Origin of the sequence: Paraburkholderia caffeinilytica, from assembly GCF_051027425.1 — a bacterium.
In the GTDB taxonomy this organism is placed as follows: domain Bacteria; phylum Pseudomonadota; class Gammaproteobacteria; order Burkholderiales; family Burkholderiaceae; genus Paraburkholderia; species Paraburkholderia caffeinilytica_A.
Genome location: NZ_CP186552.1, coordinates 3776441 through 3798249, shown reverse-complemented (window position 1 = coordinate 3798249; position 21809 = coordinate 3776441). Strand labels below are relative to the sequence as shown.

19 protein-coding genes are annotated in these 21809 nt (G+C 63.1%); 11 read left to right on the top strand and 8 right to left on the bottom strand.

Annotated features, from left to right (window positions below):
• Positions 1 to 80 precede the first annotated feature (80 nt).
• The gene (locus tag ACOSV0_RS16780; protein WP_434107248.1) at positions 81 to 1865 is read left to right on the top strand and encodes a PglL family O-oligosaccharyltransferase; all 1785 of its coding nucleotides are present in this window, start codon (positions 81 to 83) and stop codon (positions 1863 to 1865) included.
• 86 nt (positions 1866 to 1951) lie between these two features.
• Here ACOSV0_RS16780 and moaC read toward each other — a convergent pair whose 3' ends face one another.
• Positions 1952 to 2428 (bottom strand): cyclic pyranopterin monophosphate synthase MoaC, encoded by a 477-nt coding sequence (gene moaC, locus ACOSV0_RS16775; protein WP_434107247.1) that lies wholly within the window; start codon positions 2426 to 2428, stop codon positions 1952 to 1954.
• A 134-nt stretch (positions 2429 to 2562) separates the two neighbouring features.
• On the opposite strand from moaC, the gene ACOSV0_RS16770 reads away from it, so the two are divergent.
• A complete protein-coding gene (locus ACOSV0_RS16770; protein ID WP_434107246.1) occupies positions 2563 to 4290 on the top strand; it encodes a M48 family metalloprotease in 1728 nt (575 codons plus the stop codon).
• Between the two features lie 85 nt (positions 4291 to 4375).
• Here the strand turns inward: ACOSV0_RS16770 and ACOSV0_RS16765 are convergent, their stop codons facing one another.
• From ACOSV0_RS16765 to ACOSV0_RS16740, 6 genes are all read right to left on the bottom strand, one after another.
• A complete protein-coding gene (locus ACOSV0_RS16765; protein ID WP_434107245.1) occupies positions 4376 to 4948 on the bottom strand; it encodes a DUF2946 family protein in 573 nt (190 codons plus the stop codon).
• Positions 4941 to 6062: a hydrolase gene (locus ACOSV0_RS16760; protein WP_434107244.1), complete on the bottom strand. Its 1122-nt coding sequence runs from the start codon at positions 6060 to 6062 to the stop codon at positions 4941 to 4943. Before ACOSV0_RS16760 ends, ACOSV0_RS16765 begins: the two co-directional genes overlap by 8 nt.
• 56 nt (positions 6063 to 6118) lie before the next feature.
• On the bottom strand, positions 6119 to 6565 hold the full coding sequence (locus ACOSV0_RS16755) for a nuclear transport factor 2 family protein (RefSeq protein WP_434107243.1): 447 nt from the start codon (positions 6563 to 6565) through the stop codon (positions 6119 to 6121).
• A 178-nt stretch (positions 6566 to 6743) separates the two neighbouring features.
• Positions 6744 to 7769, bottom strand: coding sequence for a lipopolysaccharide heptosyltransferase II (gene waaF, locus ACOSV0_RS16750; protein WP_434107242.1), 1026 nt, complete (start codon positions 7767 to 7769; stop codon positions 6744 to 6746).
• A gap of 264 nt (positions 7770 to 8033) precedes the next feature.
• Entirely contained in the window at positions 8034 to 8228 is a 195-nt protein-coding gene (locus ACOSV0_RS16745) for a zinc-finger domain-containing protein (RefSeq protein ID WP_007180502.1), read from the bottom strand.
• A gap of 78 nt (positions 8229 to 8306) precedes the next feature.
• Positions 8307 to 9230, bottom strand: a complete 924-nt coding sequence (locus ACOSV0_RS16740; protein ID WP_175050802.1) for a branched-chain amino acid transaminase — start codon at positions 9228 to 9230, stop codon at positions 8307 to 8309.
• Between the two features lie 202 nt (positions 9231 to 9432).
• Between ACOSV0_RS16740 and ACOSV0_RS16735 the strand changes: the two genes are divergently transcribed.
• From ACOSV0_RS16735 to ACOSV0_RS16695, 9 genes are all read left to right on the top strand, one after another.
• Entirely contained in the window at positions 9433 to 10179 is a 747-nt protein-coding gene (locus ACOSV0_RS16735) for an AzlC family ABC transporter permease (protein WP_434107241.1), read from the top strand.
• Positions 10176 to 10499, top strand: a complete 324-nt coding sequence (locus ACOSV0_RS16730; RefSeq protein WP_434107240.1) for an AzlD domain-containing protein — start codon at positions 10176 to 10178, stop codon at positions 10497 to 10499. The genes ACOSV0_RS16735 and ACOSV0_RS16730 overlap by 4 nt, the downstream gene beginning before the upstream one ends.
• A gap of 272 nt (positions 10500 to 10771) precedes the next feature.
• Positions 10772 to 11965, top strand: a complete 1194-nt coding sequence (locus tag ACOSV0_RS16725) for a phosphoglycerate kinase (protein ID WP_434107239.1) — start codon at positions 10772 to 10774, stop codon at positions 11963 to 11965.
• A gap of 427 nt (positions 11966 to 12392) precedes the next feature.
• Positions 12393 to 13829, top strand: coding sequence for a pyruvate kinase (gene pyk, locus ACOSV0_RS16720; RefSeq protein WP_434110318.1), 1437 nt, complete (start codon positions 12393 to 12395; stop codon positions 13827 to 13829).
• Positions 13830 to 14054: 225 nt separating this feature from the next.
• Positions 14055 to 15119 (top strand): class II fructose-bisphosphate aldolase, encoded by a 1065-nt coding sequence (gene fba / locus ACOSV0_RS16715; RefSeq protein WP_434107238.1) that lies wholly within the window; start codon positions 14055 to 14057, stop codon positions 15117 to 15119.
• 132 nt (positions 15120 to 15251) lie between these two features.
• Positions 15252 to 16142 carry a phosphoribosylaminoimidazolesuccinocarboxamide synthase gene (locus tag ACOSV0_RS16710; protein WP_434107237.1) on the top strand — a complete coding sequence of 297 codons (891 nt, stop codon included), beginning with the start codon at positions 15252 to 15254 and terminating at the stop codon, positions 16140 to 16142.
• A 129-nt stretch (positions 16143 to 16271) separates the two neighbouring features.
• Positions 16272 to 16790, top strand: coding sequence for a 5-(carboxyamino)imidazole ribonucleotide mutase (purE, locus tag ACOSV0_RS16705; protein ID WP_120289708.1), 519 nt, complete (start codon positions 16272 to 16274; stop codon positions 16788 to 16790).
• A 103-nt stretch (positions 16791 to 16893) separates the two neighbouring features.
• Positions 16894 to 18090, top strand: a complete 1197-nt coding sequence (locus ACOSV0_RS16700; RefSeq protein WP_434107236.1) for a 5-(carboxyamino)imidazole ribonucleotide synthase — start codon at positions 16894 to 16896, stop codon at positions 18088 to 18090.
• 10 nt (positions 18091 to 18100) lie between these two features.
• On the top strand, positions 18101 to 19153 hold the full coding sequence (locus tag ACOSV0_RS16695; protein ID WP_434107235.1) for an L-threonylcarbamoyladenylate synthase: 1053 nt from the start codon (positions 18101 to 18103) through the stop codon (positions 19151 to 19153).
• A gap of 1363 nt (positions 19154 to 20516) precedes the next feature.
• Here ACOSV0_RS16695 and ACOSV0_RS16690 read toward each other — a convergent pair.
• Positions 20517 to 21770 (bottom strand): SGNH/GDSL hydrolase family protein, encoded by a 1254-nt coding sequence (locus ACOSV0_RS16690; RefSeq protein ID WP_434107234.1) that lies wholly within the window; start codon positions 21768 to 21770, stop codon positions 20517 to 20519.
• Positions 21771 to 21809: the final 39 nt, after the last annotated feature.

The following is a 21809-nucleotide window of genomic DNA, read 5'->3' as shown; positions in this document are numbered from 1 at the left end:
GGATATTTCAGCCCGGCCGGCGCACAGCAGGAGGATTTTTTTGTATAGTGCGCCGGTTGCTGACGCCCACCGGTTACTCGATGCCCACCCCATTTGCACGTTACCTGTCTCTCATTCTGTTGGCTCTCGCGTTGGTGCTGCCGTATGCAGTCGTCAACCACACGTATCCGATACCGACCTTCTACGCTGAATTCACCGCGCTCGCGTTGTATCTGCTGATGGGCGCGGGTGTCGTGCTGCTGGTGTCGACCGCCAGGCCGCGCGTGACGTTTGCGTCGCCGGTTGTCGCGCTGGTGCCGCTGCTGTTCGGACTGGTGTTGGTGGCGCAATCGGTGCTGCTGCCGGTCTCGCAGCCGTCGATGAACTGGCTCGGCGGCGGTTACCTGCTCGCTGCCTTTATGGCAACGCACGCCGGCTACGGCTTCACACGCGTCAAGCTGAACGAAACGGCGCTGCGCTGGGTGGCCGGGGCACTGATTGTCGGTGGCCTGTTTGCGGTGTTCTGTCAGGTGATCCAGTTGTTTCACCTCGAGGCGCGCGTGTCGCCGCTGGTGGTTGCGTATAACGTGACTGTCGAGCGTCGGCCGTTCGGCAATATGGCGCAGGCGAACCACCTCGCCACCTATATCGCATTCGCAATGGCGGGTGCGCTGTTCCTGGTGCAGACACGTCGTCTTGCCGTCAGCATCTGGTTGCTTGCGTCGACGATTTTCGCCGTTGGGCTTGCGCTGACCGTGTCGCGCGGCCCGTGGCTGCAGATGGGCGTGATCGTGGTGGCGGGTTTCTGGATGGCGTTCGCGCAGACGCGAAGCGAGCCGCTTCTTCGCCGCAGCAATCGCGAATGGCTGATTCCGATCGTGTTGGCCGTGCTGTTCTTCGTCGTCAACGCGTTGATCCGCTGGGCCAATGTGCACTATCACCTGGAACTTGGGCAGTCGGCGGCTGAGCGTTTCAAGGACGCCGGCCAGATCGCGCCGCGCCTTGCGCTATGGAAATACGGTTGGACGATGTTCAAGGCGCATCCGCTGCTGGGTGTCGGCTGGGGCGAGTTTCCGAGTTATCAGTTCGAGTATGTGAGGTCGCTGGGCGGCGTCGAGATTGCCAACAATTCGCATGACATCTTCATCGACCTGCTTGCGAAGACGGGCCTGATCGGCCTCGCGATCGTGCTGTTCGGCCTGATTACGTGGCTGATGCGCGTGGTTCGCGCGCCGCAGAGCGCCGCGCGTGTGTTCGGCGTCGCGCTGATCGGCGTGCTGGTCATGCACGCGCTGGTCGAGTACCCGCAGCAGTACATGTTCTTCCTGCTGCCGGCGATGTTCGTGTTCGGCCTGCTCGAGACACGGCCGTTGCGCCTCGTGCCTGGCCGCCTGTCGTTCGGCGTATTTGCTGTGATTGTGTTCGGTGGTCTGGCCTCGCTGTATCCGGTGTATCGAGACTACGCGCGCGCCGAGGTGCTGTATTACGGTTCGCGTCCTGCCGAACAGTATCGTGCGGACCCGTCGTTCCTGTTCCAGGCGTGGGGCGAGTACGGTCTCGCGACGCTGCTGCCGATGAATTCGATGGATCTGCAGCACAAGCTCGCCATGCACAAACAGGCGATTGCGCTGCTGCCGGGTGAAACCGTGCTGCGCCGGTATGCGGTGCTGCAGGCACTGAGCGGCGATACGGCAGGGGCGTTCGACACCGTCGAGCGCCTGAAGATCTTTGCTCAGGAGTTGAAGGACTGGCCGTCGCAGTTGGCCTACGTGTACGCACTGTGCGACGAGCAGAAGACGCTGGCCGGTTTCAAGGCGGAACTGGTCAAGCGCTACGGCATGCCGCCGGGCGACGTCAACCAGGACGACGACAGCGACGAGGATTGAGCCGCGCTGTCGTTTGCAGCCTTATTCTGTGCTGTAGCTGTAGCTGTAGCTGTGGAGATGGAGCGGGGCGGCGACGTCAGTCGTCGTCAACCCGCCACCCAATCCCCCGACTTCCCGCCGTGCTTCTCCAGCACTTTCACGTCGGTGATCGTCATCCCACGATCCACCGCCTTGCACATGTCGTACACCGTCAGCAGTCCAACCTGCACGGCGGTTAGCGCTTCCATCTCCACGCCCGTGCGTCCCAGCGTTTCCACCTGCACCGTGCAATGCACGCCGGGCAATACTTCATCGAGCTCGAAGTCCACTTTCACGCGCGTCAGCGCGAGCGGATGACATAGCGGGATCAGATCGGCAGTGCGCTTCGAGCCCTGAATCGCAGCGATGCGCGCGATTCCGATCACGTCGCCCTTCTTGGCGTTGCCGTCGCGGATCAGCGCGAACGTCTCCGGCAGCATGCGAATCGAACCGCGCGCGATGGCGATGCGTTTGGTCTCCTGCTTGCCGCCGACGTCCACCATATGCGCCTGGCCGGCCGCGTCGAAATGAGTGAGTTCAGGCATGGTTGGGCTCCTTCAGAGGGCGCCTATCATAGCAGCGTGATTGAGCGGGCCGGGATGATTACAATTGCCCTATGCCCGCTATCTTAATCCGAGCGGCGGGCGTTGCTTTTCGACTTCGTCCTACCGACCTCGCGATGCGTTCGAAACGGTTTCTCGCTGCGTTGTTGTCCGTCGCGCTCGCCGCGCCGCCGGGCGTGTTCGCGCAAGCGCACGCCACGTCGAGTACGAATTCGAACGCGAGCCTCGCGCTCAACATGCAGTCCGCGGAACCGCCGTTGGAAAGCGGGCCGGTCGAAACCTTTGCCGATCCCATCGTGCCGCCCGACATCGCCAAAGGCGTCTTCGGTGTCTATGGTGGCGCACAAAGCCGTTTCTCCGGTAACTCGGGCGTGACCACCAACTGGCGTACGCCGATCGTCACGCAACAACTGCCCGACCTCGGCAACGGCGGCTCCGGCTCGTTGACGCCACAAGCCGAGCGCAAGCTCGGCGAGCGCGTGATGCGTGAATTGCGCCGCGACCCCGACTATCTCGACGACTGGCTCGTGCGCGATTACCTGAACTCGGTCGCCGCGAAGCTCTCTGCGGCGGCGAATGCGCTCTACCTCGGCGGCTATCGTCCGGACTTCGAGTTGTTCGCTGTCCGCGACGCGCAGATCAACGCCTTCTCGCTGCCGGGCGGCTTTATCGGCGTGAACACCGGCTTGATCGTGACGACGCAAACCGAGTCCGAACTCGCCTCCGTGCTCGGCCACGAGATGGGACACGTCTTGCAGCGGCACATTTCGCGGATGATCACCACCGGCGAGCGCAGCGGCTATGCCGCGCTCGCCGGTCTGTTGTTCGGCATCCTGGCGGGCGTGCTGGCGCACAGCGGCGACCTTGGCAGCGCGATTGCGATCGGCGGCCAGGCCTACGCGGTCGACAACCAGTTGCGTTTCTCGCGCTCCGCCGAGCATGAAGCGGACCGCGTCGGCTTTCTGCTGCTGGCCGGCGCCGGCTACGACCCTTATGCAATGACGACGTTTTTCGGCCGCCTCGATCGTGCGGCGATGAGCGACACGGGCATACCGGCGTATGCGCGTACCCATCCGCTGACTGGCGAACGGATCGCCGATATGGAAGACCGTGCGCGCCGTGCGCCATACCGGCAACCGCATCAGACGTCCGAATATGGTTTTGTGCGAGCTCGGGCGCGTTTGCTGCAGGATCGCTCGCGCGGTGAATACGCGGACGAGGTCTCGCGCCTGCGCTCCGAAATCGAGGACCGTACCGCGCTGAACGTCGCCGCGAACTGGTACGGGATTGCATATGGGCAGATGCTGCTCGAGCGTTACGACGACGCGGTGGCGTCGCTGGCTGCGTCGCGTGCCGCGTTTGCAGCGGGCGAACGCGGTGAAGGTGAGCCCATGCGCAGTTCGCCGAGCCTCGACGTGCTGGCGGCCGACATCGCGCGCCGCGCCGGACGTGATGACGAGGCGGCGCGTCTTGCCGAGTTTGCGCAGAAGCGTTGGCCGCAGTCGAACGCTGCGATCGACATGCATATCCAGACCTTGCTCACCTTGAAGCGATTTGCTGACGCGCAGGCTCTGGCGCAGAAGGAAACGCGTGCACAACCCGATCAGCCTGCCTGGTGGATGTATCTCGCACAGGCAAGCGCCGGCAGTGGCGATACGTTGACGCAGCATCGGGCGTTGGCCGAAAAATTCGCGCTCGAGGGAGCTTGGCCGTCAGCCATCCGGCAACTGAAGGAAGCGCGGGATATGAAGACGATCGGCTACTACGACCTTGCTACCGTCGACGCCCGGTTACATGACATGGAGAGCCGCTATAAAGAGGAGCGGCTTGACGAGAAGAGCTAGGCTCCAGGGTTGCGAGCTTGCGTCATCTGACCGGAACGCGAGCTCTGCAAAAGAGCCCTGGCGATAAATAAGCAGGCAAAACAACCTAGGCATTCGCCGCCGGACTTTCCACAAACCCGAACCGCGTAGCAACCTCATTGCGCTGCACACCCTGCAAGGGCAGCACAACGCCATTGTTCCAGCGAAACGCCCCGCTCAACGAGTCATCGCCCAACGTTGCGTGATCGGAAAAAACCTCGAGATCGTGATCGTGTAAAACCGCGACTCTCGGTGGCGTTGAGCTATCGACGAACAGAATCCCGCCTTCATCGTCGACAAACACAGCAGAAGGCTCGAAAGCCCCGCCGGCCTGGTCCGTCAAGGAAAGCACGCCAGCGGCGTCGGCGGACAACCTCACCACCCACGGCGTATAACCCAGCTCGATATACACCCGTTGCGGTCCATTCTGGAAAAACCACTGACCGCGTTCATCGGCGTCGTAATTCCGGTTGATAAACCCGAGCAACGCCTCATGCCGGATCGGTGTGCCTGGCGTGCCACTGGCCTGAGCGGCTTCATCCCGCATGCGCCAGTTGCCGCGCCGGTCCAGCATCAGCCATCCGGTGCAACTCGGCACATTGGGCCATTTGGCCAGAGCCTGTTTGACGATGTCATCCATGATCGACGTACCGCTCCAGATAACCGAGCACGCGCCGCGACAACCAGTCGATGCGGCCCGGAAACGGCCCGGTCATAAAGCCCGCGTGGCCGCCGTGTTCAGGTTGATCGAGTTCTACCGAAGCCGACACTTCATGCTGCGCCGGTAATGCTTCGGCCGGCAGGAACGGATCGTTGCGCGCGTTCAGCACCAGTGTCGGCACGGTGATCCCAGGCAGTAGCGGCCGCGTGGTCGCGCGGCTCCAATAATCGTTGGTGTCGCGAAAGCCGTGCAGCGGCGCCGTCACCACGTTGTCGAAGTCGTACATCGTTCGGCTCGCCAGCATGGCGTCGCGGTCGAACAGCCCCGGAAACTGCGTGAGTTTCTGCTCCGCCTTCTGCTTCAGCGTCTTCAGAAAGCTCCGCGTGTAGACCATGCCGAAGCCCTGCGACAACGCACGGCCGCCGGCATGCACGTCGATCGGCGTGGAAATCGCCGCAGCCGCCGAGATTACGAGCGACGCGTCTTCACGCCGTTCACCGAGCCAGCGCAGCAGCACATTACCGCCGAGCGACACGCCCGCTGCCACGATTGACCCGCGATGCGTGGCGCGCAAACGGCGCAGGATCCAGTCGACTTCGTTGCTGTCGGCAAGATGGTAGAAACGCGGCAACCGATTCAGCGTTCCGCTGCAACTGCGAAAGTGCGGCACGACGCCGTGCCAGCCGTACTCGCGCGCGGCTGCCATCAAGGTGGCGGCATAGTGCGACGTGGAGCCGCCTTCGAGGCCATGAAACAGGACGAACAACGGCGCGTCGTCTGCGGGCACCTGAGGCGGAGAGGTAAGCGCGGCGCCAGTCGCGCTGTCATGTACCACCCAATCGAGATCGATGAAATCGCCATCAGGCGTATCCCAGCGTTCGCGGCGGAATGTGATGGACGGACGGCGCGCAAACAGCGACGGGACAATGGTCTGCGCATGCCGGTTCGGCAGCCAGAGCGGCGCGCGGTAGAGCAGATCGACAGCGGCCGCGGCGCGTGCTGCGCCGGTAGAGGCGGATGTATTGTGCGTCGTCTCCCAATTCCCTGGCGGGACTTCCTTTGGAGCGAGCGACTTCCTGCGAGGCGTACTCATACCAGCGTCGAAGCAAAAAGGTAAAACCTGTGAAACACCGGGACACCCATCAGGTGTCAGTGCAGCGACCCTTGGCCATGCCGCATCTTGGTAGCGAACTGGGTAGCGGCCTCATTCGGCATCGGACTCGCATGGATATGCGCAATCCGCCATTCGCCGCGCTCGTGAACCATGACGTAAGTGGTGAACACCATCGTGGGCGTCGCCTTGGGATCGGCCGGGCGGTGTGCTTCGGCAATCGCGTAGACCACGGTGCCAAGGCTGTCGTAGACACGAATATCGAGCGGTTCAATCGAAACCGGCGCGGCTTCAAGCTGGATCTGCAAGCCGGCGCGAATGCTGTCGAGGCCATGCAGATGCGAGCCGTCGGCACAGATGCAGCTAACGAACTCCTCATCGATCCACAGGCCCATCAAGCTGTCGATATTCACCTCGGCGACGGCCTGGTAATAGGCGTTTAGCGTATCGGCGGCGGCTTCGAAGATATGGGCAAAACGTGGCATGGCTCGTCAGTCTCTTGTGCGCGGCGCGCGGTTGCGGGGCAGCGGTCAGCGGGACAGTCCGGAGCACCGGACAATCGCACCTAAGCGCGAGAATGCCCGCGCCGCAAGGCGCGAACATGACGCGACGCGCTCAGGGGCGTGCGGTGTTGCGTGCAAGTATCAGTCGAATCAACCGGGTTCAACGTTGCGCAAGCAACATGCCGCGCAAATCGCCGAATACCTGCTCGGCGCTCAACTGCTTCAGACAGTTCAGATGCCCGAGCGGACACTCGCGCTGAAAACAGGGGCTGCATTCAAGATGAAGCCATTGTACCTTCGCAAGCTCGGACAAGGGCGGCGTGTGGCGCGGATCGGTCGACCCGTACACCGCCACCAGCGGCCGGCGCAGCGCGGCGGCCACGTGCATCAGGCCGGAATCGTTGGTGACGACGGCATTGGCCCGCGAGATCAGCGCACAAGCCTCGCCAAGCGCGGTCTGGCCGCACAGGTTACGCACGTTCGGCGATTTTTCGGCGATGGCCTGGGCAAGCGGCGCGTCTTTCGGCGAGCCGAGCGCGATGATTTGCGTGTACGGGAACGACTGGCCGACCATCTGCGCGAGCGCTGCGAAATGCTCGGGCGGCCAGCGCTTGGCCGGGCCGTATTCGGCGCCCGGGCAAAACACCAGCAGTGGCACGCGCGTATCCAGATTGAAGCGCGCGGAGACGCGCGAGGCTTCGTTCAGGTCCGCGTCGAGCCGAGGCATCGGCAGGTCGTCGGGGATTTTGGCGCCAGGCGCGTAGGCGAGGGCGGCGTAGTGGCCGACCATTGGCGGGCGCTCGTCCTTGCGCGGATTCGCGTGGCGCACGTTCAGCAAGCCGTAGCGGCTCTCGCCGGTGTAGCCGATGCGCAGCGGAATGCTCGCCATCCACGGAATCAGCGCCGACTTGAGCGAATTCGGCAGGACATAGGCCGCGTCGTAGCCGACGTCGCGCAAATCGCTCGCCAGTTGCCAGCGGCGCAGCATCTGCAGCTTGCCGTGCGCGAGGTCCGTGGCGTAGACGTCGCGGATTTCGGGCATGCGTTCGAGCACGGGCGCGACCCACGAGGGCGCGACCGCGTCGATCACCATGCGCGGATGCAATTTCACGAGGCGCGCAAACAGCGGCTGCGCCATCAATGCGTCACCGATCCAGTTCGGTGCGATAACCAACGCGCGACGCATCAGAGTGGGTGTCCGGTGTCGAAACGAAGCGCCGCGCAAGCCATATGCGTGGCGTTCGATTGTGTCAAAAGGGGAAAGCCGCGAGCCTTGCGGCGCGAGTCCGGCATGGCCGGTCCCGCCGCGGCTGCGGCGTTGCTGCGAAGCGCTTGCGTTGTCGCCACCTGCGGCAAAAGCTCAGCCGGCCCGTCACCTGACGAACCGGGCAGCAGGCGCGCCAGCAAAGAGCGCCGCAAACGATCGGCGCTCAGTGCGCGGTGCTCAAGATCAGTGACCCTTGACCACTTCGCCGTCGCGCAGCTTGTAACGCGTGCTGCAATACGGGCATTTCGCTTCGCCGTGCGTGACGTCGATAAAGACGCGCGGATGCGCGCTCCAGCGCGGCATGGCCGGATTCGGGCAGTACGCCGGCAAATCCTTTGCCGACAATTCGACCAGCGGCATTTCCTTGATTTCGCTCATGGGGACGTTCTCGTTGTATGCAGGGTGCGTGCGTTGCGCCGCCGGAAGGCTGAGGGCCCAGGGGCGGCGCAGCGCGCGTTAGATCTTGGTGAGCCAGTGCGCGTACTTGTCGCTCTTGCCGTTCACGATATCGAAGAAGCCCGACTGCAGCTTCTCGGTGATCGGGCCGCGTGCGCCCGAGCCGATCGTGCGGTTGTCGAGTTCGCGGATCGGCGTGACTTCCGCGGCGGTGCCGGTGAAGAACGCTTCGTCGCAGGTGTAGACCTCGTCGCGCGTGATGCGCTTTTCGATCACCTGGATGCCCGCGTCGCGCGCCAGCGTGATGACCGTGTCGCGCGTGATGCCGTCAAGGCACGACGACAGGTCCGGCGTGTACAGCTTGCCGTTGTTCACGAGGAAGAAGTTCTCGCCCGAGCCTTCCGACACGTAGCCGTCCACGTCGAGCAGCAGCGCTTCGTCGTAACCGTCGGCAATCGCTTCCTGGTTGGCGAGGATCGAGTTCACGTACCAGCCCGACGCCTTGGCGCGGACCATGGACACGTTTACGTGATGGCGCGTGAACGACGAGGTCTTCACGCGGATGCCCTTGGCGATACCGTCTTCGCCGAGGTAAGCGCCCCACGGCCAGGCGGCGATCGCCACGTGGATCGTGTTGCCCTTGGCCGACACGCCGAGCTTTTCCGAGCCGACCCAGATGATCGGGCGCAGGTAGCAGGATTCCAGCTTGTTTTCGCGGACCACTTCGCACTGCGCGGCGGCCAGCGTTTCGTGGTCGAACGGCACGTCCATCTGGAAGATCTTGGCCGAATTCAGGAGGCGCTTGGTGTGTTCCTGGAGGCGGAAAATCGCCGTGCCGCCGTCCGCCGTCTTGTAGGCGCGTACGCCTTCGAAAACGCCCATGCCGTAATGCAGCGTGTGGGTAAGCACGTGGATCTTGGCGTCGCGCCAGTCGATGAGCTTGCCATCCATCCAGATCTTGCCGTCGCGGTCGGCCATTGACATACGATTCTCCAGCGGGTGCGGTGTTGGGTGTGAGGGCGTTATTTTAGCGTCTTTTGCACACGAAACGGGCATTTGGCCGCACGGTGGGCGCTATAATTCGGCGCACGCATAATTCATATCCGGATGCGCCAGCGGGTGCTTGACGACCTGGCGCCGACCTCCCTTCGTTGCGGCGCCCCTTGGTGCCAACGCGTTTCGCCTCATGCTCGCTCGTCTGTCAGATACCGATCGTCGTGCCTTTCGTCAGGGTGCGCGCGACTATTCGCCCACGCTGATGGCGATTTTCTCCTGGGGCCTCGTCACCGGCATTGCGATGAGCAAGTCCGTGCTCACGCTGCCGCAGGCGCTCACCATGTCGCTGCTGTGCTACGCCGGATCGTCGCAACTGGCCGTGCTGCCGCTGCTCGCCGCCAAGTTGCCGATCTGGACCGTGCTGCTTACCGCGGCGATGGTCAATACGCGTTTCGTGATCTTCAGCGTCGGCCTTGCGCCGCATTTCTCCTATTTGCCCATGTGGCGGCGCGTCGTGCTCGGTTATTTCAACGGCGACGTGATCTATCTGCTGTTCCAGAAGAAAAGCTTCCAGACCGGTTACGTGCCGGGTAAAGAGGCGTACTTCTGGGGCATGGCGATATGCAGCTGGCTGTCGTGGCAGGTGTCGTCGATCGCCGGCATTCTGCTGGCGAGCCTGATTCCCGACAACTGGGGCCTCGCGCTGGCAGGCACGCTGGCGCTGCTGCCCATCATGGTGTCGGCGATCGCCACGCGCTCCACGCTGGTCGCGGTCAGCGTCGCCGGCGTGGTGTCGCTGCTCGCTTTCGACTTGCCGTACCGGCTCGCGCTGCCGCTCGCGGTCATCGCGGCGATTGTCGCCGGCAGCGCGGCCGATCTGATGGTGGAGCGCGCCGATTTGCGTCGCATCCGCAACAGCGCCGGAGATTCCCGATGACATCCACGCAAATCTGGCTGGCCATTATTGGCATGACCTTCGTCACCGCGGTGACACGCGCCATGTTTCTAATCGGCGGCGAGCGTACGGTTTTGCCGGCGCGCGTCCAGCGGATGCTGCGCTACGCGCCGGCCGCGGCGCTTGCCGCCGTCGTGCTGCCCGATGTGCTGGCAACGCCGGACGGGCTGTCGTTCTCCCCGTCGAACCACGAGTTTTACGCAACGCTGTCCGGTCTCGCATGGTTTTTGTGGCGGCGCACCATGCTCGGCACGATTGTGGTGGGAATGGTCGTGTTCACGCTCTTGCGCCTCTTCATGTAATTGATCGAGCTGAAAATGCTGCGCCGCGACATGCGCCGTGCATCCTCCAAATACGGGACATTCGCCTGGTTGCGGGTCAGAAGGGAGTGTGGATCAGTTAAAATGGCTGTTCCCGGGATAAGCGCGCCGCTGCATGGCGCGACAGCCGCGGCTTTGCCGCCGGCGCCCGATTCAGTGGAGCCGCTGCCGTGCCGAAGCGCTGGAGTTTGCCGCGCTTGGACCCGAGCGCGTCGTCCGCCACCGCCTTCCCATCAACTCGCACATACACGCCCATGAACAAGGTATTGCGTCTCTCCGATCTGATCGCCGAAGGCAAGCTATCCGGCAAACGCGTGTTCATCCGCGCCGATCTGAACGTGCCGCAGGACGATCAAGGCAACATCACCGAAGACACCCGTATCCGCGCCTCCGTGCCGGCGATCAGGGCCGCGCTGGACGCGGGCGCCGCCGTGATGGTCACGTCGCATCTGGGCCGCCCGACCGAAGGCGAATTCAAGCCGGAAGACTCGCTGGCGCCGGTCGCGAAGCGTCTGGCCGAGTTGCTCGGCCGTGACGTGCCGCTGGTCGCCAACTGGGTCGAAAACGGCGTGAACGTCGCGCCGGGCCAGCTCGTGCTGCTGGAAAACTGCCGCGTCAACAAGGGCGAAAAGAAAGACTCCGACGAGCTCGCGCAGAAAATGGCGAAGCTCTGCGATGTCTACGTGAACGACGCATTCGGCACCGCGCACCGCGCCGAAGCCACCACGCACGGCATTGCCAAATACGCGCCGGTCGCTTGCGCGGGCCCGCTGCTGGCCGCTGAACTCGAAGCGCTCGGCAAGGCGCTGGGCGCGCCGAAGCGTCCGCTGGTGGCGATCGTCGCCGGCTCGAAGGTGTCCACCAAGCTGACCATTCTGAAGTCGCTGGCCGACAAGGTCGATCAACTGATTGTGGGCGGCGGTATTGCCAATACGTTCATGCTGGCTGCCGGCCTGAAGATCGGCAAGTCGCTCGCCGAAGCCGATCTGGTCGCCGAGGCTAAAACCATCATCGACGCAGCGAAAGCCCGCGGCGCCTCGGTGCCGATCCCGACCGACGTGGTCACGGCGAAAGAGTTTTCGCCGACCGCCAAGGCCGAAGTCAAGGCCGTCGCCGATGTAGAAGACGACGACATGATCCTCGACATCGGACCGGAAACCGCCAAGGTGCTCGCCGCGCAACTGGAAAAGGCCGGCACGATCGTGTGGAACGGCCCGGTTGGCGTGTTCGAATTCGACCAGTTCGGCAACGGGACGAAGACGCTGGCCGACGCGATCGCCAAATCGTCGGCGTTCTCGATTGCGGGCGGCGGCGATACGCTGGCCGCGATTGCCAAGTACGGCATCCACGACAAGGTCAGCTACATCTCGACGGGCGGCGGCGCCTTCCTCGAGTTCCTCGAAGGCAAGAAGCTGCCCGCCGTCGAAGTTCTGGAATCGCGGGCTTAACGTGGTGACGCGCTCCCCCTCGGCGAAGTCTGCAAAAGCGCGCGGCGGCAAGCCGCGCAACACCGCAGCAGCAAAGGCAGGGGAGCGCGAAGCGCGCTCCGCCGCCACAACGGCCGTGGCTGAAGCCGCGGCCCCGCAACAGCAGGAATCCGGGTTGCCCCTCGCGCTCGCGGAGTTGACCACTGCCGGCGAGGCAGCGGAGTTGTCCACCGGACAAGCCGCCCACGCGCAGGCAGAACTCCAGGACGAAGAGGTCGCGCTCGCCCCCCCACCGGCACGTCCCGTGCTGGTGTCGAACACCGCTTCACCCCATAAAGCGACGCTGGTTTCAACCGGCGCGCAGCCCCCAGCAGCACCCTTCGGTGCGCAGCCTCCGCATCCGACTCGCAGCGCTCATTCCAGCGATCTCACCCAGACGAGGAGACTCATGCATCGCGCCACCAAGATTGTCGCTACCATCGGACCGGCTTCCAGCACGCCGGAAATCCTGCTGCAAATGATTCGGGCAGGAGCCGACGTGGTGCGGCTCAATTTCTCGCACGGCACCGCCGACGACCACCGCCAGCGCGCCGAATTCGTGCGCGAAGCGGCCCGCCAGGCCGGCCGTGAAGTTGCCATCATGGCCGACCTGCAAGGCCCGAAGATCCGGGTCGGCAAATTCGAGAACGGCAAGACCACGCTCGTTCCCGGCAACCCGTTCGTGCTTGACTCCGAGTGCGAACTCGGCAACGACGACCGCGTCGGTCTCGACTACAAGGATCTGCCGCGCGATCTGAAACCGGGCGACGTGCTGTTGCTCAACGACGGCCTGATCGTGCTCGACGTCGTGCGCGTGCTCGGCAGCGAGATCCACACCACCGTGAAAGTCGGTGGCGATCTGTCGAACAACAAGGGCATCAACCGCCAGGGCGGCGGCCTGACGGCGCCGGCCCTTACGGCCAAAGACATGGAAGACATCCGCACGGCGATGTCGCTCGGCGTGGATTATGTCGCGGTATCGTTTCCCAAGAACGCCACCGACATGGAAATGGCCCGCCAACTCGCGAACATCGCGGGCGCGCCTTACGGCATCAAGCCGAAGATGATCGCGAAGATCGAGCGCGCGGAAGCAATTCCGGCACTGCAAGGCATCCTCGACGCATCGGATGGCATCATGGTCGCGCGCGGCGACCTGGCCGTGGAAGTGGGCAATGCCGCAGTTCCCGCGCTGCAGAAGCGCATGATTCGTATGGCGCGCGAATCGAACAAGTTCGTGATCACCGCGACCCAGATGATGGAGTCGATGATCTACGCACCGGTGCCGACCCGCGCCGAAGTGTCGGACGTCGCCAACGCGGTGCTCGACGGCACGGACGCGGTGATGCTGTCGGCCGAATCCGCGGCGGGTAAGTATCCGGTGCAGACCATCGAGACGATGGCGGCGATCTGCGTGGAAGCCGAGAAGTCGGAGCAATCCGAGCTGGACAAGGATTTCCTCGACCGCACGTTCACGCGAATCGATCAGTCCATCGCCATGGGCGCGCTGTTCACGGCGTTCCACCTGGGCGCGAAGGCGATCGTTGCGTTGACCGAATCGGGTTCGACCGCGCTGTGGATGTCGCGCCACTGGACGCATGTGCCGATTTTCGCGCTCACACCGCGCGTCGGCAGCGAACGGGCCATGGCGATCTACCGCAATGTCACGTCGCTGCATCTGGACACGAGCACCGACCGCGACACGGCGTTGCAGCAGGCGCTGGAAACCGTGGTCAGCAAGGGCTACGCGTCACGCGGCGATATGGTGGTGCTGACCGTCGGTGAGCCGATGGGCCAGGCTGGCGGCACGAATACGCTGAAGATCGTGCGCGTCGGCGAGCCGTATTGATTTGGTGTAGACAGGAAACTGCTTGATCGGCGCAGGCTTGATTGAGCGAAGCAGGCTGTCATGCCCCGCGAGAGGCGGCGCACAGACTCCAATTGCGCGTGCGGTGAAGGTCCGCAGGTGACGCGCTTTAGGGAAGGTGTGAACGGGTATGCGGCTTGCTTCGCGATAAAATCGCCCCAAAAGATGCCGGCGGCACAGAATTCGTTTCAATCTAAGGAGTTAAGCATGCCTCTCGTATCAATGCGTCAACTGCTGGACCATGCTGCCGAAAACGGTTATGGCATTCCGGCATTCAACGTGAACAACCTGGAGCAGGTGCAGGCGATCATGTTCGCAGCGGACAAGGTCAACGCCCCGGTCATCATGCAGGCGTCGGCCGGCGCGCGGAAGTACGCGGGCGAGCCGTTCCTGCGTCACCTGATCGAAGCTGCGGTCGAGTCGTACCCGCATATTCCGGTCGTGATGCACCAGGACCACGGCCAGTCGCCGGCGGTCTGTATGGCGGCGATCCGCAGCGGTTTCACCAGCGTGATGATGGACGGTTCGCTCGAAGCCGACGGCAAGACGGTCGCTTCGTACGAATACAATGTCGAAGTCTCGCGCAAGGTGGTTGAAGCGGCGCATTCGATCGGCATCACGGTGGAAGCGGAGCTGGGCGTGCTCGGTTCGCTGGAAACCATGAAGGGCGACAAGGAAGACGGCCACGGCGCGGAAGGCACGATGACCCGCGAACAGCTGCTGACCGACCCGGAGCAGGCTGCCGACTTCGTCAAGCAGACGCAATGCGATGCGCTCGCGATCGCGATCGGCACGTCGCACGGCGCGTACAAGTTCAGCAAGAAGCCCACGGGCGACATCCTGTCGATCCAGCGCATCAAGGAAATTCACCAGCGCATTCCGAATACGCACCTGGTGATGCACGGTTCTTCCTCGGTGCCGCAAGAACTGCTCGCGGAAATCCGCGAATTCGGTGGCGACATGAAGGAAACCTACGGCGTGCCGGTCGAGGAAATTCAGGAAGGCATCAAGAACGGCGTGCGCAAGGTCAATATCGACACCGACCTGCGTCTGGCGATCACCGGTGCGATCCGCCGCTACATGGCGACCAATCCGGGCAAGTTCGACCCGCGCGATTACCTGAAGCCGGCGCGCGAAGCCGCGATGAAGATCTGTCTCGAGCGCTTCATGCAATTCGGCTGCGAAGGCCAGGCTGGCAAGATCAAGCCGGTTTCGCTTGATAAAATCGCGGAGAAGTACAAATCGGGCGAGCTCGCGCAAGTCGTCCGCTAAGCTATAAGCAGGCTCTACACCTGGCTGATTGGCCAGGTTGTCGTTCGATCGCCGTTCCCGCATCATCCGGGGAACGGCGTTTCCCTTTTGTTCCGGTCACACTTTTTGCCCCACTTTTAGCGAACCACGACGATGTCTACCCTTTACGAATCCACGCTCCACTCGCTGCCGCTACTCGGCCGCGGTAAAGTCCGCGACAACTATGCGGTGGGCAACGACCAGTTGCTGATCGTCACGACCGACCGTCTGTCGGCGTTCGACGTCATCATGGGCGAGCCGATTCCGAATAAGGGCCGCGTGCTCAACGAAATGGCGAACTTCTGGTTCGAGAAGCTGAAGCATGTGGTGCCGAATCACCTCACGGGCGTGGCGCCCGAATCCGTGGTGGCGGCTGACGAAGTCGAGCAGGTCAAGGGCCGTGCGGTGGTGGTGAAACGCCTCGAGCCGATCCTCGTCGAAGCGGTGGTGCGTGGTTATCTGGCCGGCAGCGGCTGGAAAGACTACCAGGCAACCGGTTCGGTCTGCGGCGTGGAACTGCCGCCAGGCCTGCAAAACGCGCAAAAGCTGCCTGAACCGATTTTCACGCCGGCAGCCAAGGCCGAAATGGGCCACCACGACGAGAACATCACGTACAACGAGATGGAGCGCCGCATCGGCACCGAACTGTCGGCCACGATCCACGACATCTCGATCAAGCTGTACAAGGAAGCCGCTGACTATGCTGCAACGCGCGGCATCATCATCGCGGATACGAAGTTCGAATTCGGTCTGGACAACCATGGCCAGCTGTATCTGATGGACGAGGCGCTGACTGCCGACTCGTCGCGTTTCTGGCCGGCTGACCAGTACCAGGTCGGCACCAACCCGCCGTCGTTCGACAAGCAGTTCGTGCGCGACTGGCTCGAAACCCAGCCGTGGAAGAAAGAGCCGCCCGCACCGAAGCTGCCGGACGACGTGGTCACGAAAACGGGCGAGAAGTACCAGGAAGCGCTCGAACGCCTGACCGGACACAAGCTCGCCTGATTACGCGCGCCTGTCAGGTCCGCCCCGCGTGAGAAAGCGCCGGGCCGCCCCCAACTTTGCTCACCCCCTCGGGGGCTGGCGCGAAGCGGCAGTTTTGGGGGCGCTCTCAAGAAACAAGGAAGCCGTAAGATGAGTGAAGTCCAGACTGCCCATACGCATGGCGCGCCCGTTGTCGGTGTGCTGATGGGTTCCAGTTCCGACTGGGAAGTGATGAAGAACGCCGTCGCGATTCTGCAGGAATTCGGCGTGCCGTATGAAGCCAAGGTCGTATCCGCGCACCGGATGCCCGACGAGATGTTCGCATACGCCGAGAGCGCGCGCGAGCGCGGTATTCGCGCGATCATCGCGGGTGCGGGCGGCGCGGCGCATCTACCGGGCATGCTGGCCGCCAAGACCACGGTGCCGGTGCTCGGCGTGCCGGTGGCGAGCAAGTATCTGAAGGGCGTCGATTCCTTGCATTCGATCGTGCAGATGCCCAAGGGCGTGCCGGTCGCCACGTTTGCAATCGGCGAGGCGGGCGCGGCGAATGCGGCGCTGTTCGCCGTATCGATTTTGAGCGGCACGAGTGCCGAATATGCGGAGAAACTGGCTGCGTTCCGCGTGCGCCAGAACGAAGCCGCCCACGCAATGGTGCTGCCGGCGCTGTAAGCGCCAAGGCTGATTGCATTTAGACGTCCCCCAAGTCTGACCCCCGGCCGGATGCTTTTACTGCACGTTTTGCATGCGCATCCGGTTGTGACCGACCACTAAGATGAACCCAGACAACACACCGGTTTCACCGATTCTGCCCGGCGCATGGCTTGGCATGGTCGGTGGCGGCCAGCTCGGCCGCATGTTCTGCTTTGCCGCTCAGGCGATGGGCTATCGCGTCGCCGTGCTCGACCCGGACGAAAACAGTCCCGCGGGCGCGGTCGCCGATCGCCATATCCGCGCGGCCTACGACGACGAAGCTTCGCTCACCGAACTCGCGCGGCTGTGCGCGGCGGTGTCGACCGAATTCGAGAACGTGCCGGCTACGAGCCTCGACTTCCTCGCTAGAACCACGTTTGTCAGCCCGGCGGGACGTTGTGTCGCCGTGGCCCAGGACCGGATCGCGGAGAAGCGTTTTATCGCGTCGTCGGGCGTGACGGTGGCGCCGCATGTCGTGATCGAATCGTCGGATGCGCTGGCCGCGCTCGACGATGCGACGCTCGGCGCCGTGCTGCCGGGCATTCTCAAGACCGCGCGCATGGGCTACGACGGCAAAGGCCAGATTCGCGTGCGCAACGCCGAGGAAGTGCGTGAAGCGCATGCATCGCTCGCGGGCGTTCCGTGCGTACTGGAAAAGCGCTTACCGTTGAAGTTCGAGGTCTCCGCGCTGATTGCGCGCGCGGCGAATGGCGCGTCGGTGGTGTATCCGCTGGCGCAGAACACGCATCGCGACGGCGTGCTGTCGCACACCATCGTCCCCGCGCCGGATGCGAACCCCACGCTGGTCGGGCAAGCGCAGCAGGCCGCGCTGCAAATCGCGGACAAGCTCGGCTATGTCGGCGTGCTGTGCGTCGAGTTCTTCATTCTCGAAGACGGGTCGCTGGTCGCCAATGAAATGGCGCCGCGTCCTCACAACTCTGGCCATTACACCGTCGACGCTTGTGCGACCAGCCAGTTCGAGCAACAGGTCCGTGCGATGACCGGCATGCCGCTCGGCGACACGCGCCAGCATTCGCCGGCGGTGATGCTGAATATTCTCGGCGACGTCTGGTTTCCGGGCGGTCCGAAGCAGGCGGCGGTTACGCCGCCGTGGCACGAAGTCGCCGCGATGCCGGCGGCGCGTCTGCACCTGTACGGCAAGGAAGAAGCACGTTGCGGCCGCAAGATGGGCCACGTGAACTTCACGGCCGCGACGCTCGAAGAAGCCCGCACGGCGGCACGCGATTGCGCGCGGCTTCTGCATATCATCACGAGCTGACACGAGCGCCATGCCGGATCAAAGCAAACCTGCCGAAGGGAGCGCTGCAAGCGCCTTGCCTGTGAGCGCCGAGCAGATCGAACACGCTGCCGCGCTGCTCGACGCGGGCGGCCTCGTCGCGTTCCCGACGGAGACGGTCTATGGACTCGGCGGCGACGCCGAGAGTCCGGACGCGGTCGCGCGTATTTACGCGGCGAAGGGCCGGCCGGCGAATCATCCGGTGATCGTGCATCTGGCGCCGCAGGGCGATCCAAGCTACTGGGTCGAGCATTTGCCGGCGGAAGCGCAGCGTTTGATCGATGCGTTCTGGCCAGGACCGCTCACGTTGATTCTGAAGCGCGCGGCGCGAATTAATGCCGCGGTGAGCGGTGGGCAGGATTCGGTGGGTTTGCGTTGTCCGTCGCATCCGGTTGCTCAGGCTTTGCTGGAAGCATTCAGCGCGCTGCGTGGCGGACATGGTGGGGTTGCTGCGCCGTCGGCGAATCGTTTTGGTCATGTGAGCCCGACGACCGCGCAGCATGTGCGCGACGAGTTTGGTAGCGCGATTCACGTGCTGGACGGCGGGGCATCTGACGTCGGGATCGAGTCGACGATTCTGGATTTGTCGCGTGGGTTTCCGGCGCTGTTGAGGCCTGGTCGCGTAACGCCGCAGGATATCGCCGATGTGCTTGGCGAGGCGCCACGTTTGCCGGACGGGTCGGACGCGACTGCGCCGCGGGCTTCGGGGACGTTGAAGGCGCACTATGCGCCGCGTACGCCGTTGGCTTTATTGCCGTTTGATGCATTGCAGACTTTGCTTGCGGCGCGGCAAGGTGACGAGCGCGTGGCGTTGGTGGCGCGTGCTTCCCGCGCAGGGGAGTGGGCTCATGCTGAGGGCGTGCATTTCATTGCCGCGCCTGAAGATCCGCATGTTTATGCGCGTGAGTTGTATGGGTTGTTGAGGGCGCTGGATCGCGCGGATGTGAGCCGGATTCTCATCGAGAAGTTGCCGGATACGATTGAGTGGATTGCTGTGAACGATCGACTCGGCCGGGCCGCGGCTGCTTTTGAAGCGCAAAGTTAGTGAGGTTTTTTGCCTGCGGCGCTTGTTAGTGGGCCTGTGGTTTTGGGATTTTCCTGGGTTGTTTTGCCTGCGCGGCGCTTGTTTGTCTGTTGGTCCGTGGTGTTGGGCTTTCCTTGATTTGGTTGTTTGCCTGCTTGGCGCGGGTTTCTGTGTGCGTACGGTGTTGGCTTCTTCTTGGCTGGTTGCTTATGGCGTTGGCCTTTCCCCTGATCTGGGTTCTTTGGTCTTTGGCCTTTCCTTGAATTGTTATTGGTTTATTAGCGTCGCCCCTGTGCGGGGCAGGCACCTACTTTTCTTTGCCTGCTGCAAAGAAAAGTAGGCAAAAGAAAGCAGCTCACACCGCCAGCTTATAAGCGGGTCCCCCGCACAGTCGCGGTAGTGGTGCATCTGGAATCTGTGCTCTCGCACATTCGACGTTCGTGACAAGGCAGTCATACTTCCGGCGGCGCTGCGCGCGCCGTGGTGGTAGGGAGTGTCTGGTTTTTTGTGTGCAAGGCGATTGCATCATCCTACACGTGGTATCTGGTGAGGCGATCCTCGTAGAGGATCGCGAACTGGTTCATTGCTGTCTTCTAGTCGTGTGCAGGGCGGTAGTTCATCAAACTGCTTGCCGCTGCCGACACTCAGCCGTCCTCCGCAACAAAAATCACGGCATTTCCAGCCCTCGCCGAGGCGAAGCCGAAGGCCCCCGCCATACTCAAACGAAGCCCCTCGTTCCCGATGCCCCCTTCCGGCGAGCACGCAGTGCAAGGCGGGAAGCATGACAGCCTTGTCACCAGGGCCGAATGTGCGAGGGCACCGATTCCAGATGCACCACTACCGCAACTGTGCGAGGGCCCCGCTTATAAGCTAGCGGTGTGAGCTGCTTTCTTTTGCCTACTTTTCTTTGCAGCAGGCAAAGAAAAGTAGGTGCCTGCCCCGCACAGGGGCGACGCTAATAAACCGATAAGAAAACAAGGAAAGGCCAACGCCGTAGGCAACCAGCCAAGGAGAAGCCAACACCGTAAGCACACAACAATAAGCGCCGAGCAGGCAACCAAATCAAGGAAAGCCCAACACCGTAGGCACACAGAAAACCGCGCCGCGCAGGCAAAGCAAATCAGAGAAATCCCACCGCCGCAGGCGAACAGAAACCCGCGCCGAGCAGGCCAACAAATCAAGCAAAAGCCCAACACCACAATCCCACAGACAGACAAGCGCCGCAGGCAAAAAACCCCCGCAGGCAAAAAACCCCCGCAGGCAAAAAACCCCCGCTGGCAAAAAAGTCGTAGGCAAAAAAAGTCGCTGAAAAAAACGCCCGACCTAACCAGCAAGCCGAGCGTTCACACAACCTCAACCCTCAAGCCGCTACGCGGCCTCCCCCTTACTTCCCTAAACCCGTCGCAGCAATCTGCTGCTGCACATACTGTGCAAACAACGCATGCAGATGCGTACTCGGATGAACCAGATCCGCAAACATGTAAGTCTGGTCAGCGCCAGCCACCGTGTAAGTCTGCGGCGAACAGAACAGCGACGAGCCGAACTGGGCGCCATACTGGGCTGCGGTCAACCCGTTCGTTGCGCTCGGATTAGCGGTGGCGTAGGCGGTTGCATTGGCCACCATCGACGTCAGGTTACACGCCGTGCCGGTGTTGGACACCGTGAAGCCCAGCGCCTGGTAGTTCGGCAACTGCTGATCAATCCACGTGAACGCATCGGCCACGATGACCTTGCCCGTGCCCAGCAGGCCGAGGGCCGTCAGGCTCTGGACCAGGATGCCGTTATACGCCGCAGTAATCCCCGACAGGAGCGCAGCCGCGCCCGGCGAGGCTGCGTTGGCCTGAACGCCTTGCGGCGTATTGCCGATATCAGGCACCGTCGACACCACCACGTGGGTCGCACCCGAGTTGACGATGGTCTGGATTTGCGCGGCGAGCTGCGTGGCGGCCGTCGCGACCTGCGGGTTGGCCAGCTGCTGCAGGTAGCCGGCGATGAACTGTACCTGCCCCGCCTGCGTGTTCGGCAGTTTGCCGGCCTGCACGAGCAGCGGGTATTGCGTCTGCAGCGCGGTGGCGAGCGCCGTCAGATTGGCGGTGGTCCCCGCGAACTGGAAGATGTCGTTCGCGCCGCCGTTCACCAGCACGAGCTGGTTCGAGTTGAAGCTCGTATGCGCGCCCAGGTAGTTCGCCACCTGGGTCACCACCGGCACGGTCGTTGCCGCCGCGTTGTTCGGCGCCCAACCTTCGCCCTGGGCGTTCACGACGTCTGAGCCGCCTTGCGCGTAGCCATAGCCGCCGGCCGCAACCAGCGGTTGACCGAAGCCGCCCACATACGCAGCGGTCAACGTGCCGCCGTAGTACTCCGCGACCTTCTGGGTCCACACTTCGCCGGGGTTGGTCGTGAAGCGGCCGCCGCCGAAGCTCGCCTGAATCACCGGCGCATACGTGCCGACATCCGACAAGCTGTCGCCGAACGACACGACCTGCAGTTTCACGCCGCCTGCCGGCGTGCTACTCGACGAGCTGTTGTTATCGCTGCCCCCGCCGCCGCAAGCCGCAAGCAGCACAAACGCAGCGCTGGCGACGGCGATCTGCGTGAGGCGTACGAAACTGCGCTTCTTCGAAGTTGTTTGATTCATTTTGACTACATCTCCTCGTATGTGTGGCCCTTATGCCAT